Below are 13,538 nucleotides of genomic sequence, written 5' to 3'. Positions count from 1 at the left end.
ACACCCCCTCAGCGGTAGGACACGGACGGCGGCGAACCCGGTCCGAGCGCCGGCTCGATCCAGTACCGGTACGTGTTCTGCCAGGCACCGCCGTTGCGGACGTTCTCCAGCACGGCGTTGACGAACCGGACCATGTCGTCCTGCCCCAGCGGGATGCCGACGCCGTAGTACTCGCGCGTGAACGGCTCGCCGACGACCTCCAGGTTGGGGTCCTGCCGCGCCATGCCGGCGAGGATCACGTCATCGGTGGAGATCGCGTCGACCTGGCCCTGCTGGATCAGCACCAGGCAGTCCGACCAGTTGTTCACCGACACCGGGATCGGGCGCGACGGCGCGGTGCTGATCGTGGACAGCGAAGTCGAGTTCTTCGCCGCGCACACCCGCTTGCCGCCGAGGTCCGGCAGGCCGCGGATCCCCGAGTTCTTCGCCGCCAGCACCGCCTGCCCGGCCTGGTAGTAGGGCGCGGAGAACGCCACGTCCTTCATCCGCGTGCAGGTGATGCTGTAGGTCCGCACGACGATGTCGACCTGGCGATCCTTCAGCACGTCCTCCCGCGCCGACGACGGGATGGCCACCCACTGGATGTGGCCCTCCCACCGGCCGAAGATCGACGCGGCGATCTGCTTGACGATCTCGATGTCGAAGCCCTCCAGGTTGCCGCTGGAGGGGTTGAGGAAGCCGAACAGGAAGTTGGTCTGGTCCACCCCGGCGATCAGGCGGCCGCGGTCGCGGATCTTGTCCATCGTCGACCCGGACGGGATCGACCCGCTCGGCGAGAGGCTGCGGGTGTCGCAGTTGTTGTCCGCCCCGTTGCCGCGCCCCGGATCGCCGCCGCCGACCCCGGCCGGCATCGGCGCCTGCACGTCACCCACCGGCGCCGGGTCGGCCGGCGTCCCGGCGCTGCCGCAACCGGCGGCCAGCAACGCGACGGCCGCCACGAGCGCGGCCACCTTCCCCCGAGCCATCAGCGGTACTCCCTCAGCCTGTCCCTGATCCCCATGGTGGCGCCCGCCGCGGCGACCACGGCGAGCACCGCGAAGCCGGGCGCGAGCAGCGTCAGCGCGCGGTCGCCGCCCCGGGTGTCGTCGAGGAACGCCTGCCTGCCGTGCCCGATCGCGGCGACCAGCGCGTCGTCGAGGTTGGCGAAGGTCGTCGCCGCGCCGCCCTGGACCGACGAGTCGACCGCGAGCTTCACGGCGTCGGAGTAGGCGCCGTCGACGTCCTTGGCGCGGATCTCCTGGTGCGTGTTCAGCCACCGCTCGGCGCTGTCCGCCGCGCCCTGCACCTCGCGGGCCATGTCCCCGGTGGCGAACCCGCGCGCCTCGTTCAGCAGGCCGGTCACCTGCGGGGCGAGCGTGTTGAACTCCTGTTCGTAGGTGCCGCCGTCACCGCGCGCGACCAGGGTCAGCATCTCGTTCGCGCGGGCCTGCAGCGCCGCGATGCGGGCGCGGACCAGCACGTCGACCTGGTGGCTGCCCTCGGAGTCGCCGCTGCTGACCAGCACGCTCTGCACGGTGACCGCCGTCGCACCCCACAGCAGCGCGAGCACGGTGGCCCCGGTCGCCAGGACCAGCCCGATGTTCAGCACCCGGTTGGTCTTGCGGGTCAGGTAGACCTGGGTCGCGATCAGCGCCGCGAGCAGCGCGAGCACCAGGAGCGTGGTGGCCCACGGGAAGCCGCTCGCGTCGTCCTGCTCCTCGGCCAGCCGGTCGGTGTCGATCCGGTACAGGTCCTGGGCGGCGGGCAGGATCGTGGTGCGCATGAGGCTGGAGGCCTCGAGCAGGTAGGACGAGCCGACCGGGAAGCCCTGCCGCTTGTTGGCGCGGGCGGTCTCGACCAGGCCGGTGTAGACGGGCAGCTGGCGGGTCAGGATCTCGACCTGCGCGGCGGCCTCCGGCACGCCGGCCGAGTCGGACGCGGCCTTGGCCAGCGCGACCCCGGCGCGCGCGATCGCGGTGTCGTAGCGCTGGCGCAGCGACGGCGGTTCGACGCCGATCGCGAGGAACGCGCTCGCCGCGGTCGCGTCGGCGTCCGACAGCGACCGGTACACCTCCTGCGAAGCCGCGGCCAGCGGCTCGCGGTGGTCGATGAGGTCGTTGATCGTGTTCTTGCGGTCCTGCAGGGTGATCGTCGCGACCACCCCGGTGACCAGCGCCAGCACGACGAGCCCGACCGCGATCACCGTCAGCCGGCCCGGTGTGGTGCGGGCCGAGCGCGCGATGCCGCGGACCGCGGCGCCGGGCAGGTCGAACAGGCCGGCCAGGCCACCGCGCGGGGCGTTCGGGGACGCGGCGGGTTCCGGCACTCCACCGCCCGGGCCACCGGGCACGGCAGGCCGCGTCGCGGTAGCAGTCATCGGTTCCACCCCTCGCCCTCGAACCACACGCGCATGAAGGTACCGGACGGCACGATCTTCCGGACCGAGGTCGGCGGGATTGTGAACACTGTTGTCGAAGGTGGGAAAACGACGGCAGCCCCCGCCTCACGAGGAGACGGGGGCTGCCGTTCGAAGTCGAATCAGAGGACGTTGACGCCGGTGGCCTGCGGACCCTTCTGGCCCTGGCCGATCTCGAACTCAACCCGCTGGTTCTCCTCCAGGGTGCGGAAGCCGCGACCCTGGATCTCCGAGTAGTGGACGAAGACGTCGCCGCCGCCCTCGTCGGGAGTGATGAAGCCGAACCCCTTCTCGGAGTTGAACCACTTCACGGTGCCCTGAGCCATGCAAAAATCTCCATATACTGCAAACAAACGGCACACCGGTTCGATGCACCGGGTCGATGACGGATCGGTTTGCCTCCCCGAGTGGGGAACCACTACGCCCGCCAAATCTTGCGAGCGTGCCTGAACACGAACACAAAATCTTCGAAGACCTCCACCAGTAGATCACAGATCCGGCGGAAGCGCTAGCTCTTGCGTGACCGCTGGAACAGCGCGGACAGCCTGGTGTCCGGATCGATCACGTCCGGATCGGTCCGCACGTCGACGACGCTCGGGCGCTGGTGCTGCAGCGCCCGGGTGAAGGTGGGCTCCAGCTGCTCGGGCGATTCGATCGTGTAACCGGCCGCGCCGAACGAGCGGGCCCACGCCGCGAAGTCCACCGCCGTGAGTGACACACCGTTCAAGCGACCGTGCTTGGCCGCCTGGTGCATGGCGATGTCGGCGTACAGGCCGTTCTGGAACACCACGACGAGGATCGGCGCGCGGTAGCGCACCGCGGTCTCCAGCTCCTGCCCGGTCATCATCGCCGCGGCGTCCGAGATCACGGCCACGACCGTGCGCTTCGGGGCGGCCAGCTTCGCGCCGAGCGCGGCCGGGACGGCGTAGCCGCGCACCCCGTCCGGCGGCTCCACCTGGGTGTGCGGCTCGGTGAAGCACCAGTACCGGTGCACGAACCGGGCGGTGGAGTCCGAGTCCGCGGTCACCACGGTGTCCTCGGGCGCGACCTTGCGCAGCACCCGGACCACGTCGGCCGGGTGGACCAGCGGGTTGTCCGGGCTGGTGCGCGGCGGGGTCATGTGGGTGTGGGTGGCCGCGTTGGCCGCCGAGCTGCGCCGCGACCGGGCGACGCCGACCGCCACCAGCTGCCGCAGGAAGGGACCGGCCTCACAGTCGATCCGGAACGTCAGGCCGCGCCGGTGGGTGGCGGGCAGGCCGGGGCCGATCACCACCAGTGTCTGCGCGGACAGCGGGTACCGGTTGTTCTGCGTGGTCACCTCGTCCAGCCGGGTGCCGATGGCGAGCACCACGTCCGCCCGCTCCAGCGCGTCGAGCTGCCCGGGCGGGATGCCGACGCCCAGGTGACCGGCGTAGCGCGCGTGGTTCTCCGGGAAGCTGTCCTGACGGCGGAACGCGGTGTAGACGGACAGGCCGAGCTGCTCGGCGGCGGCGATCAGGTCCTTGCGCGCGGTGCGCCCGATGCCGCCGGCGATCACCACCGGGTAGCGCGAGTCGGCCAGCAGGGCGGCGACCTCGTGCGCGGACCGCAGCACCGCGCCGGTGTCGTCCAGGCGCGGCTCGGGCTCCGGGATGACGCCGTCGAAGGGCGCGACCCAGAAGTCGGCCGGCACCGCCAGGATCGCCGGCCCCCGGCGCCCGTCCCGGGCGGCGCGGGCCGCCCGCGCGGCGAGCACCGGCACCTGGGCGGCCGTCTCGGCGCGGCCGGTCCACTTCGCGAACGGGCCGAACAGCGTCAGCGGGTCCAGCTGGGCGACGTCGTCCTGGATGCCGGGGCCGCCCAGCTGGACGCTCGCGCGCTCCTCGACCAGCACGACCATCGGCGAGCCGTCCTGGTGGGCCGAGCGGACGGCGACCAGGAAGTCCGCGATACCCGGACCGGGGCCGCCGAGCAGCAGCGCCGGGACCTCGCGCAGCTTGCCCTCGGCCTCGGCCATGAACGCCGCGCCCGCGTGCTGGCGCGCTGTGACCAACGCCATCAGCGGTTCGAACCGGAGGGCGTCGAGGAGTTCGAGGAACGAGTTCCCGGCCACGGTGTAGGCACGCCGGACCCCGGCGTCGACCAGCACGCGGACCGTGATCTCGGCAACGGTCCATCCCTCTTGGTACCCGATGGGAAGAGGTTCCCAGCGCGGCGCTACTCCGGTCAAGTGATCTTGAGATTCCCTACGAGTGAACGATCACCCCAGAGTAGAGGCCTTAAGCTGCCGCCCGTGACCTCGTACCCGCATTGGCAGCAGGTGCCCACCCGCTGGAAGGACAACGACGTGTACGGGCACGTCAACAACGTCGTCCACTACGCCCTGATGGACACGGTCATCAACACCTACCTCATCGAGCGCGGCGGGCTGGACATCCACGACGGCGGCGTGATCGGGCTGTGCGTGGAATCGCACTGCAACTACCACGCGTCGGTGGCGTTCCCCGAGGTGCTGTCGATCGGCCTGCGGGTCGCGCACCTCGGGCGCAGCAGCGTGCGGTACGAGATCGGGATCTTCCGCGAGGATCGGGGCGAACCGGTCGCCGAGGGTCATTTCGTGCACGTGTTCGTCGACCGCGAGACGCGGCGGCCCGTGCCGGTCGAGGGGAAGCTGCGGGAGTCGCTGGAGGCGCTGGCCTGACACGGGCAGGCGCGCAGCCGGCAGCGGCCCGGTGGCCGCAGGCCCGGCATCCGGTCGGTCGCCTGCGCGAAGATCGTCGTCAGTATCCGCTCCGGGTTTCCACGCCAGTTCAACTGGAAGATCACCCGATCCCCCTCGGTTCGGTAGCACTGCCCCTCGTTCATGGTGCTCGCGGGCGGCGGCACGTCGCACCGCCGAACCGGCGGCGTGGCGGGGGTTTCGGGTTCACCGACAGTGAGGCCCGTGGGCTTTCCACCACCCGTTCGCCACACGATGTCCGGGTCCGGGCCCCTCTGCACAGGTCATCGCGTCATCGGCGGATCGGGCGCGGTACGGCCATCCGGGTGGCCGCGGAACCGGTCGGTTATTTTCCGTCGCCGCTGCTCCTGGCGGCCGGTGGTGCGCGCCACGCGGCTAAGCTGCGGTCGGAAGTGGTGTTCGACGGTGGGTGAGGATCGGTGATCACTGGGTTCGGCGTGGCCGTCGCGGTGAGCGCCGCGCTGGTCGCCGTGTGGGCCTTCGTCTCCGCCGCGCGGGGCCGGGAGCCGGGGCGCGCGCTGCTGGTGGCGCTCGGGGTGGTCGAGGTCCTGATCATCGCGCAGCTGGTGGTCGGGATCGTGCTGTTGATCGGTGGTGACCGGCCCGGGAGCATGGTGACCTACCTGGCCTACCTCGTCGGTTCGCTGGTGATCCTGCCGGCCGGGGCGGCGTGGGCGCTGGCCGAGCGGAGCCGGTCGAGCACGGTCATCCTGGGTGTCGCGTGCCTGGCGATCCCGGTGATGGTCGAGCGGATCCACCAGATTTGGAGTGCCGGGCATGGCTGAGCGTTCGGAGCGGCGGACGGTGGCGACGGGGCCGGGCCGGATCCTGGTGGCGGTGTACGGGATCTTCGCGCTGGCCGCGACGTCGCGCGCGGCGGTGCAGATCTCGACGAAGTGGCACGAGGCGCCGCTGGCCTACACGCTGTCCGCGCTGGCCGCGGTGATCTACATCGTGGCGACGGTCGCACTGGCGCGCCGCGGGGAGCTGTCGTTCCGCCTGGCGGTGGCGGCGATCGGGATCGAGCTGCTCGGGGTCCTGGTGGTCGGGACGCTCAGCGTGTTCGACCAGGAGGCCTTCCCGGATGCCACGGTGTGGTCGGGTTACGGCGAGGGGTACCTGTTCATCCCGCTGGTGCTGCCGGTGATCGGCCTGCTCTGGCTGCGGCGGACCGCGCGCCGCTAGATGGCGTCCGGCCCGCGCTCGCCGGTGCGAACGCGCACGACGGTGTCGACGGGGGTCACCCACACCTTGCCGTCACCGATCCGCCCGGTCCGGCACGCCTGGACGACCGCGTCGAGTGCCCGTTCCACGAGCTCGTCGTCGAGCAACACCTCGACGCGGAGCTTCTGCACGAAGTCGACCTGGTACTCGGCGCCGCGGTAGACCTCGCGGTGCCCCTTCTGGCGGCCGTAGCCCTGCACCTCGGTCACGGTCATGCCGAGAACCGCGAGCTGCTCGAGAGCCTGCCGAACACCATCGAGAACGAACGGCCGCACGACAGCGGTCAGCAGCTTCACTCGGTGCTCCTTCTTCCCGGGCGTCCGGCCACACTAGAAGCGCCCTACGCCGGCGACACGGGCACCACCCCGGACCGGACTGGCGGGCGATGGTCGCTAAGCTGACCTCACGGGGCGTTAGCTCAATTGGTAGAGCTGCGGACTTTTAATCCGTAGGTTCTGGGTTCGAGCCCCAGGCGCCCCACTCTTCCCCCAGTCAACGGCCTGGGGGATTTTTCATTTCGGACCCCAGGAACCCGGACTGCACGAAAACTGCACACTTTCATTCCTCCTCATCATCGGTGCCGAACATCGACTCCAAGGCAGCCACGGCATGTTCGTTGCTGACCCGCTTGGCCCGGTAGTGCTTCTCCACCACCCGCGGCGTGTTGCCGAGCTGGTCGGCGATCTGAGTGGTCGTCAGACCCGCATCGTCGAGCACGGTCGCTACCGTCTTGCGCCAAACGTCCAGCCAATCGAGTCAAGCGGGACAGTGGCCGGGTGATGATCAAGCGTCGGCTGTTGCGGACTCCGGAGGTGGCCGAGGTCCTGGGGATCTCTGCGCGGACGCTGACGCGGTACGTCAAGCTCGGCCTGCTGAAACCGACGGAAACGACGCTGGGCGGGCACTACCGGTGGGACCTGCAGGACGTGCGTGCGCAGATCGCCAAGCTGCGACGGGACCACGAGGCCCCCTCCGACGACTCGTAGACTCGTGTACTTGTAGAGATGAGTACACGTGTCGAGGGTGACACAGAGGTAGGCAGTGGTCAGCACGAGCAGACAACTGGGAGAATTCAGCGATGGTCGATCCGTCCAACGGAGTAGCCGTCTACCGGCAGATCGCACACGCGCTGCGGGAGAAGATCGGCGGCGGCGAGTACGAACCTGGCTCGAAGCTGCCCAGTGAGACCCAGCTCGTCGAGCAGTACGACGTCTCCCGCCGGACAGTGCGCGAGGCCATGCGGCTGCTCGCCGCCGACGGCTTGGTGACGATCAAGCATGGTGTTGGGGTGTTCGTCCGCCCGCCGGCCAGCGTCACTCGACTCGCCCGGTCTCGCCTGTCCCGAGCCGCGCGCGCCCGGAACGAAGGCGCCTTCCTAGCCGACGCCGCGCGCCAGGGCTTCACGCCGAGTACCAGTGTGCGGATCCGGTTCGAGCCCGCGGATGCCCGCGCTGCGGAACTGCTCGGCATCGCAGAGGGCGACGAGGTCACCGTGCGAGACCGCGTCATGCGCGCGAACGGCTTGATCGTGCAGCTTGCGGTGAGCCGGTTGCCGCGGGAGTTCACGCGCGGGACCGTGCTCGAAGAGGTCGACACCGGCAAGGGCGGCGCCTACGCCCGGCTCGAAGAGGCCGGCCACGTCATCAGCCAATTCATGGAAGACGTCGGCGCGCGAATGCCGACGGACGAGGAGCGCACCCAGCTCGAGCTGCCACCTGGCACGCCGGTGCTCACCGTGACCCGCCTGGCCTTCCGCACCGACGGCGTCGCCCTGGAGATGAACGACATCATCATGGCTGCGGACCGATACCGCCTCGTCTACGAGTGGGAAGCCGAGTAATCAATTCCCGAGTGAGATCGCGACCCTGTTGGCCTCTTGCTCGCTGAAGCCGATCTTGCCCCGATGGCTGACCTCGATCTGGTACGGGCCCTGGCCGGTTGGGACATTCGGTATGACGATGTCGAACTGGCAGGACACGCTCGGCCCGTGCCGTCCTGGTCCGAGCTGCCCGATCGCTGCGACGGAACCGGAACTGGTGTAAACCGTGTCGCCTCCGTCGGGCGCATAGCCGGTGACTCCGTCCTTCAGAGTGAAGGTCCCTGTGACTGTGAATGTCGTCGGGCCGCGGTCCTCTTCGCCGGAGGTGACCATGAGCGTGATGACGACCGCCAGCGCCGAGGCCGTGATGACGACGGCGAGGAATACCCAAGGCCACACCAGCCGCTTCGGGGATTGCTCACTCCTGTCGGTTGTCAGGAGGGCTATCGGACGAGTCGGGTTCTAACCGTTACCAGCCGGTCAAGTGCGCGCGGGAAGGATGCAGGTGCGATGGTCACGGCGATCATGGTGGTCCCGGTCCGCGCGCAGCCACACCCGGCCGAGCAGCGCGTTGATCGAGCCGAACGCGTGGTAGATCGCGCCGTTCGACACCCCGGCGGCCGCCGCGAGGCTGCGGACGGACACCGCGCCGTCCTCGGCGGCCAGGTGCTCGGCGGTGTCGAGCAGCCGGTCGAGGTCGTGCACGCGGGGCCGGGGCACGACCGGAACCGTAACGGAGCGGCTGCTCCAAAACTAGCGGCACCGGTCGCAGCGGGGCTCTGGGCGCCAGGCGTCCGCTTGCGCGTCGAGTTCGCGGCGCACCTGCCGGCGCGGCTTGACGTTCCCGGACTCGTCGTGCCGCGGTGTGCCGAACACGCGCATTTCCCGGCGCGTCCGGCCACACCCGGGACACCGCAGGCGCCGGAAGACGCGGCGGCTCACCATGTCGTGCAGTCGGACGAGCCGAAACGCCTGTTACGAGGCCGGGAAGCGCACACCCGCGAGGATATGGGAGCCCGCCCGGGACCTGCCCGGGACATGGGAGTCGGCGGGCGGGCTCGAACCGATGGTTTCGCTTCCCCGCGAGGACCTCAATAACCCAACTGGGTCAACAAGGACAACGGGGCTATGCGGGTCAAGAGGGCCATGGGCCGCGCGCACCCCGCATGTCACCCAATACGGTGACGATCATGACTGCACGCCGACGCACGGTGGGCTCGGGTGAACTCGCGGCCGAGCTGGGCCTGTCTCGGCGGTCGATCAGCCGTTACGCCGAACGCGGCTGGATCCGGCCGGCGCTCATCACCCCCGGCGGCCAGTACCGCTGGGACGTCGAAGACGTGCGCAAACAGCTCGACGCGCTGCGGGAACGGCGCACGGACGAGCCCTGACCGGTCCGGATAGGACGATCTGGCGCACGGCGAAGTAAGCGCTTTCTCAGCCTCGGCCGAGTGGCGGAACCGAGCACGACGCGACCGGGCACGGGACGATGACCGTGCCGGACGAGTGTGCGGAGGGGATGCGGATGCCGGAGTGGCTCGAGGCCGGGGTGTGGGGCCTGGTCGGCGGTGCGGCGCTGGTGATCGGCGCGGCGGTGGCGTGGTTCGTGCGCGTGCCGTCGCGCGTGGTCGCCTGGATCATGGCCTTCGGGGCCGGGGTGCTGATCTCGGCGCTCGCGTTCGACCTGATGGACGAGGCCGAACGCACCGGCGGCCTGCTGCCGACGGCGATCGGGTTCCTCGGCGGCGCCGTGGCGTACGTGCTGGCGAACGCCGGGCTGGCGCGGCGCGGCGCGCGGCACCGGAAGCGGTCGCACGACCGGCAGCCGTCGGAGTCCGACGTGCAGGGCAGCGGCAGCGCGATCGCGATCGGCGCGCTGCTGGACGGGGTGCCGGAGTCGGTCGTGCTGGGGTTGTCGCTGCTCGGCGGCGGCGGGATCGGGGTGTCGGTGCTGGCGGCGGTGTTCATCTCGAACGTGCCGGAGGGGCTGTCGAGCGCCGCCGGGATGAAGCAGGCGGGCCGCGGCGCGCGGTACGTGTTCGGGGTGTGGGGCGGGATCGCCCTGGCCAGCGGGGTCGCCGCGTTGCTGGGGAACCTCGTGCTCGGCGGAGCCGCGCCGGAGACGATCGCGGTGATCACGGCGGTGGCGGCGGGCGCGATCCTCGCGATGATCGCGGACACCATGGTGCCGGAGGCGTTCGAGGAGGCCCAGCTGGTGACCGGCCTGATCACGGCGGCCGGGTTCCTGACCGCGTTCGCCCTGGAGCGGCTGGGCTGACTGCGGCCCTCGCCACAGTGGCGAAGTGTTAGCAGCGCCCACTGTCGCCATCGACACAAGGACAGCCGGCGAACCCGCCGGTAGCGTGGAGCGCGCTCCTGGGCGCCTGCCCGGGAAATCCAGGCCCGGGCGCCGACCTGCCCGGGCCTGACGCACGTCCCACCGCCGGGACCCGTTCGGGACCGCCCCGGCACTTCGGAAGGAAAGACCTTGCGGCGACAACTGCCGCCGATGATCCGCGCGCTCGGAAACCACAACTACCGCCTGTGGGCGACCGCCGACTTCGTGTCGGTGACCGGTACCTGGATGCAGGTGCTCGGCCTCAACTGGGTCGTGATGGCCCGCACCGGCTCGGCCACCTCGGTCGGTCTGTCGGTCCTGCTCTCGACCCTCCCGGCGCTCCTCGTCGGCCCCTGGGCGGGCGCGATCGCCGACCGGTTCCCGCCCCGGCGCATCATCCTCGCCGGCCAGACCACCCATCTGGTGATCGCGCTGCTGCTGGCCGTCCTGGTGTGGCAGGACATGCCGCTGGCCGGCATCTACGGCCTCACCGCCGTCGCCGGGATGGTCGGCGCGTTCGAATCCCCCGCGCTGGGCCGCTTCGCCGGGCAGGTCGTCCCCCGCCACGACCTGGGCAACGCCCTCGCGCTCGGCTCCATCATCAACTCCGCCGGACGCGTCCTCGGCATGAGCCTGGCCGGCGTGCTCGCCGCCGCGGTCGGCGACGCGCTCCTCTTCGCGCTCAACGCGGCCAGTTTCATCGCCGTGATCGTCACGGTCCTCGTGATCCGCACGGCCGAGCTGCACCCGCTCGCCGTCGCCACGGCCGAACTCGCCGCGGAGCGCGCGGGCCTGGCCTACGTGCGCCGCAGCCACGTGCTGATCGTCCTGTTCACGCTCGGTTTCGTGCTGTCCGGCCTGGGCCGGAACTACCAGGTCACCATGGCCGCCATGGCGCAGGGACCGCTGAACTCGGGTGCCGCCGGCTACGGTCTGCTGTCGTCCGTGTTCGCCGTCGGCACGGTGATCGGTGGCGTGATCGCGGCTCGCGTGCGGGAGCTCACCCTCCCGCTCCTGCTCGGCGCCGCCGCGGTGACGAGCGTCCTGCAGACCGTCAGCGGCTTCCTGCCCGGGATGCTCGGGTTCGGCGCCGTGATCCTGCCCATCGCGGCCGGCGCGGTCCTGATCGACACCGCCAAGAGCACCCGCCTGCAGCTCGACTCGGCCGAGGACATGCGCGGCCGCGTGCTCTCGATCGACGGCGCGGTCGCCGCGGCCGCGGGCGCCACCGGTGCCCCGCTGCTCGGCTGGATGTGTGAGCGGTTCGGCGCGAGCGAGGCACTGCTGGTCGCGGGCGTGGTCACCCTCGCGGCCACCGGTGTGGCGACGCTCGCGCTGCAGCGGGCACGCCGGCAGGTCGTCGAACCCGTGCTCGCTCCGTCGGTGGCGTGACGGGCAGGCGACCGGCGTCGAGTCCAAGCCGCCGCTGCGGCTGATCGACCGCGGGACCACCACCGGCTCACACCGGTCCACTGTGGATCTTTCCGGACTGGCGGCCGGGCTCGCGCGCGACCACGCCACTGGTCAAGGCGGACAACCGGTGCCGGCTCGTCGGTTCACCGGGTGGTGCGGCGGCCGTAGCACGGGTGGGTCAACCCGGATTGACCTGCGCTGATGCGGGTATCCGCCGGAGCAGACCAGTCAACGGCGACCCAGGGGCGGCAGCATGTTGAGCCGGAACGAGCAGCAGCAGCTCAGGGCGATCGAGCAGTGGTTCGAGGTCAGCGATCCCGAGCTGACCAGAGCACTGCGTGAAGGCCGCTTCCACCACCTGGGCCTGTCCCGCCGGCTCCTGTGCGTCACGCTGATGGTGCTCGGCGGGGTGCTCATCGGGCTGGGCGCGGTCGCCGCCCACGTGTTCCTGCTGTTCGTCGGCATCCTGAGCCTGACGACGGGCGTGTGCCTGCGGATCGGCGCCATCCGGCCGTGACGGGCGGGGCGGGCGCCGGGCCCGCCCCGCCGCCGCGAGCTAGGGCAGCATCGCCCGCATCTCGGTGATCTCGGCCTGCTGCGTGTCGATGATCCGCTGGGCCAGCGCCTTCGCGTCGGCGTTGGTGCCCTGCGCCAGCTCGGTCCGCGCCATTTCGACCGCGCCCTCGTGGTGCTCGATCATCATCCGCAGGAACCGCTGGTCGAACTCGGCGCCGGTGGCGTGCTCGAGCATCGCCATGTCGTCGTGGCTCATCGCGCCCGGCATCGAGTGGTCCATCGGTGCGGCAGCCGCGCCCCACCGGGTGAGCCAGTCGCGCATCTGCCGGATCTCCGGGTCCTGCGCCCGCTCGATGCGGGCGGCGAGGTCGAGCACGCGCTGGTCGGTGCTGCGCCCCGGCGCCAGCTTCGCCATCTCGAGCGCACCCTCGTGGTGCGGGATCATCATCCGGGCGAACTCCACGTCGGCCTGGTTGTGACCGGCCTGTTCGGTGGCCGCGCCGTGCGATTCGTGCGGCTCGGCGCCGCAACCGGTGAGCAGGGTGGCGGCCAGCAGCAGGCCGCCCATGATCTTGCGCATGGGAAGAGGAACCTCTCGTGTGTTTGCTACTGCGAATTCGGCGGGCGAGCGCCGATCACAGCCGCAGCACACAGAGGCCGGCGAGCACCGCGCGACCGGACGGCCGGTCCGGCGCCCGCGAGCGGGGACGACCGGCGGGACGGCGCACCAGCGGCGGGGCCGGCGCGGCACGCAGCAGCATCCACAGGCCGAGCAGGACCCCGGCCAGCAGCACAGCCAGGCACAGGTGGAACGCGTCGTGCGTCACGCCGTGGTCGCCGTGGGGCTGCCCGGCGTGGGCGACCACGGTCACCGCCGGGCTGTGCGGGTGCTCGATCCCGGCGACGTGGTGCATGCCGACCAGGCCGAACGCGAGCAGGCACAGCAGCACCACTCGTCGCCAGCCGGTCACCGTCACGCGGTCAGGATATCGACAGCGGTGGATCCGGCGGCGGCATCGGTGGCTCCGGTGGCGTCGGCGGTACCGGCGGTTCGGGCGGGGGCGGCGGCACCGGTTCGGGACCCGGCCCGGGCGGGATGGGCTCGGGACCGGGA

At 71.0% G+C, this 13,538-nt stretch carries 18 protein-coding genes, 1 tRNA gene and 1 pseudogene; 10 read left to right on the top strand and 10 right to left on the bottom strand.

The annotated features are described in order from the left end of the window. Positions 1 to 8 precede the first annotated feature (8 nt). From D0D15_RS23565 to D0D15_RS23550, 4 genes are all read right to left on the bottom strand, one after another. Positions 9 to 965, bottom strand: coding sequence for a glutamate ABC transporter substrate-binding protein (locus D0D15_RS23565; RefSeq protein ID WP_094006386.1), 957 nt, complete (start codon positions 963 to 965; stop codon positions 9 to 11). After that, positions 965 to 2,356, bottom strand: a complete 1,392-nt coding sequence (locus D0D15_RS23560; protein WP_233157333.1) for a hypothetical protein — start codon at positions 2,354 to 2,356, stop codon at positions 965 to 967. Before D0D15_RS23560 ends, D0D15_RS23565 begins: the two co-directional genes overlap by 1 nt. 161 nt (positions 2,357 to 2,517) lie before the next feature. Then, positions 2,518 to 2,721: a cold-shock protein gene (locus D0D15_RS23555; RefSeq protein ID WP_094006388.1), complete on the bottom strand. Its 204-nt coding sequence runs from the start codon at positions 2,719 to 2,721 to the stop codon at positions 2,518 to 2,520. 182 nt (positions 2,722 to 2,903) lie between these two features. Then, positions 2,904 to 4,535 (bottom strand): thiamine pyrophosphate-dependent enzyme, encoded by a 1,632-nt coding sequence (locus D0D15_RS23550; RefSeq protein ID WP_094006445.1) that lies wholly within the window; start codon positions 4,533 to 4,535, stop codon positions 2,904 to 2,906. A gap of 132 nt (positions 4,536 to 4,667) precedes the next feature. Here D0D15_RS23550 and D0D15_RS23545 point away from each other — a divergent pair, with 132 nt between their 5' ends. The 3 genes from D0D15_RS23545 (at position 4,668) to D0D15_RS23535 (ending at position 6,299) form a co-directional block, all read left to right on the top strand. Then, positions 4,668 to 5,075 (top strand): acyl-CoA thioesterase, encoded by a 408-nt coding sequence (locus tag D0D15_RS23545; RefSeq protein ID WP_094006389.1) that lies wholly within the window; start codon positions 4,668 to 4,670, stop codon positions 5,073 to 5,075. Positions 5,076 to 5,533: 458 nt separating this feature from the next. Next, complete coding sequence (locus D0D15_RS23540) at positions 5,534 to 5,899, top strand: hypothetical protein (protein WP_094006390.1); 366 nt, start codon at positions 5,534 to 5,536, stop codon at positions 5,897 to 5,899. After that, positions 5,892 to 6,299: a hypothetical protein gene (locus D0D15_RS23535; RefSeq protein WP_094006446.1), complete on the top strand. Its 408-nt coding sequence runs from the start codon at positions 5,892 to 5,894 to the stop codon at positions 6,297 to 6,299. The genes D0D15_RS23540 and D0D15_RS23535 overlap by 8 nt, the downstream gene beginning before the upstream one ends. Here D0D15_RS23535 and D0D15_RS23530 read toward each other — a convergent pair. Continuing rightward, the gene (locus tag D0D15_RS23530) at positions 6,296 to 6,634 is read right to left on the bottom strand and encodes a P-II family nitrogen regulator (protein ID WP_094006391.1); all 339 of its coding nucleotides are present in this window, start codon (positions 6,632 to 6,634) and stop codon (positions 6,296 to 6,298) included. The genes D0D15_RS23535 and D0D15_RS23530 overlap by 4 nt on opposite strands. Positions 6,635 to 6,745: 111 nt before the next feature. Here D0D15_RS23530 and D0D15_RS23525 point away from each other — a divergent pair. Then, positions 6,746 to 6,818: transfer RNA gene (locus D0D15_RS23525), tRNA-Lys, on the top strand. A 78-nt stretch (positions 6,819 to 6,896) separates the two neighbouring features. Here the strand turns inward: D0D15_RS23525 and D0D15_RS36045 are convergent. Further along, positions 6,897 to 7,055 carry a hypothetical protein gene (locus D0D15_RS36045; protein WP_158224446.1) on the bottom strand — a complete coding sequence of 53 codons (159 nt, stop codon included), beginning with the start codon at positions 7,053 to 7,055 and terminating at the stop codon, positions 6,897 to 6,899. Positions 7,056 to 7,117: 62 nt separating this feature from the next. Between D0D15_RS36045 and D0D15_RS23520 the strand changes: the two genes are divergently transcribed. Continuing rightward, a complete protein-coding gene (locus D0D15_RS23520) occupies positions 7,118 to 7,324 on the top strand; it encodes a helix-turn-helix domain-containing protein (RefSeq protein ID WP_094006392.1) in 207 nt (68 codons plus the stop codon). Positions 7,325 to 7,416: 92 nt separating this feature from the next. Then, positions 7,417 to 8,178 carry a GntR family transcriptional regulator gene (locus tag D0D15_RS23515; protein ID WP_094006393.1) on the top strand — a complete coding sequence of 254 codons (762 nt, stop codon included), beginning with the start codon at positions 7,417 to 7,419 and terminating at the stop codon, positions 8,176 to 8,178. On the opposite strand, the gene D0D15_RS23510 is transcribed toward D0D15_RS23515, so the two are convergent. Both D0D15_RS23510 and D0D15_RS23505 read right to left on the bottom strand, forming a co-directional pair. Then, on the bottom strand, positions 8,179 to 8,556 hold the full coding sequence (locus tag D0D15_RS23510) for a hypothetical protein (protein WP_094006394.1): 378 nt from the start codon (positions 8,554 to 8,556) through the stop codon (positions 8,179 to 8,181). A 141-nt stretch (positions 8,557 to 8,697) separates the two neighbouring features. Then, positions 8,698 to 8,877, bottom strand: a pseudogene (locus D0D15_RS23505) (helix-turn-helix domain-containing protein); the annotation flags it as partial. A 470-nt stretch (positions 8,878 to 9,347) separates the two neighbouring features. Here D0D15_RS23505 and D0D15_RS23495 point away from each other — a divergent pair. From D0D15_RS23495 to D0D15_RS23480, 4 genes are all read left to right on the top strand, one after another. Then, a complete protein-coding gene (locus tag D0D15_RS23495; RefSeq protein ID WP_233157335.1) occupies positions 9,348 to 9,548 on the top strand; it encodes a MerR family transcriptional regulator in 201 nt (66 codons plus the stop codon). A 134-nt stretch (positions 9,549 to 9,682) separates the two neighbouring features. Beyond that, positions 9,683 to 10,435 carry a ZIP family metal transporter gene (locus D0D15_RS23490; RefSeq protein WP_094006447.1) on the top strand — a complete coding sequence of 251 codons (753 nt, stop codon included), beginning with the start codon at positions 9,683 to 9,685 and terminating at the stop codon, positions 10,433 to 10,435. Positions 10,436 to 10,666: 231 nt separating this feature from the next. After that, positions 10,667 to 11,887: an MFS transporter gene (locus tag D0D15_RS23485; RefSeq protein WP_115944740.1), complete on the top strand. Its 1,221-nt coding sequence runs from the start codon at positions 10,667 to 10,669 to the stop codon at positions 11,885 to 11,887. A 274-nt stretch (positions 11,888 to 12,161) separates the two neighbouring features. After that, the gene (locus D0D15_RS23480; RefSeq protein ID WP_094006398.1) at positions 12,162 to 12,425 is read left to right on the top strand and encodes a DUF3040 domain-containing protein; all 264 of its coding nucleotides are present in this window, start codon (positions 12,162 to 12,164) and stop codon (positions 12,423 to 12,425) included. 39 nt (positions 12,426 to 12,464) lie between these two features. Here the strand turns inward: D0D15_RS23480 and D0D15_RS23475 are convergent, their stop codons facing one another. Together D0D15_RS23475 and D0D15_RS23470 are read right to left on the bottom strand one after the other, a co-directional pair. Beyond that, positions 12,465 to 13,004 carry a DUF305 domain-containing protein gene (locus D0D15_RS23475; protein WP_094006399.1) on the bottom strand — a complete coding sequence of 180 codons (540 nt, stop codon included), beginning with the start codon at positions 13,002 to 13,004 and terminating at the stop codon, positions 12,465 to 12,467. 55 nt (positions 13,005 to 13,059) lie between these two features. Beyond that, a complete protein-coding gene (locus D0D15_RS23470) occupies positions 13,060 to 13,401 on the bottom strand; it encodes a hypothetical protein (RefSeq protein ID WP_233157336.1) in 342 nt (113 codons plus the stop codon). Positions 13,402 to 13,538 lie beyond the last annotated feature (137 nt).

Origin of the sequence: Amycolatopsis thermalba (assembly GCF_003385215.1) — a bacterium.
GTDB lineage: Bacteria > Actinomycetota > Actinomycetes > Mycobacteriales > Pseudonocardiaceae > Amycolatopsis_E > Amycolatopsis_E thermalba.
This window is presented reverse-complemented; position numbering and strand designations above follow the sequence as displayed.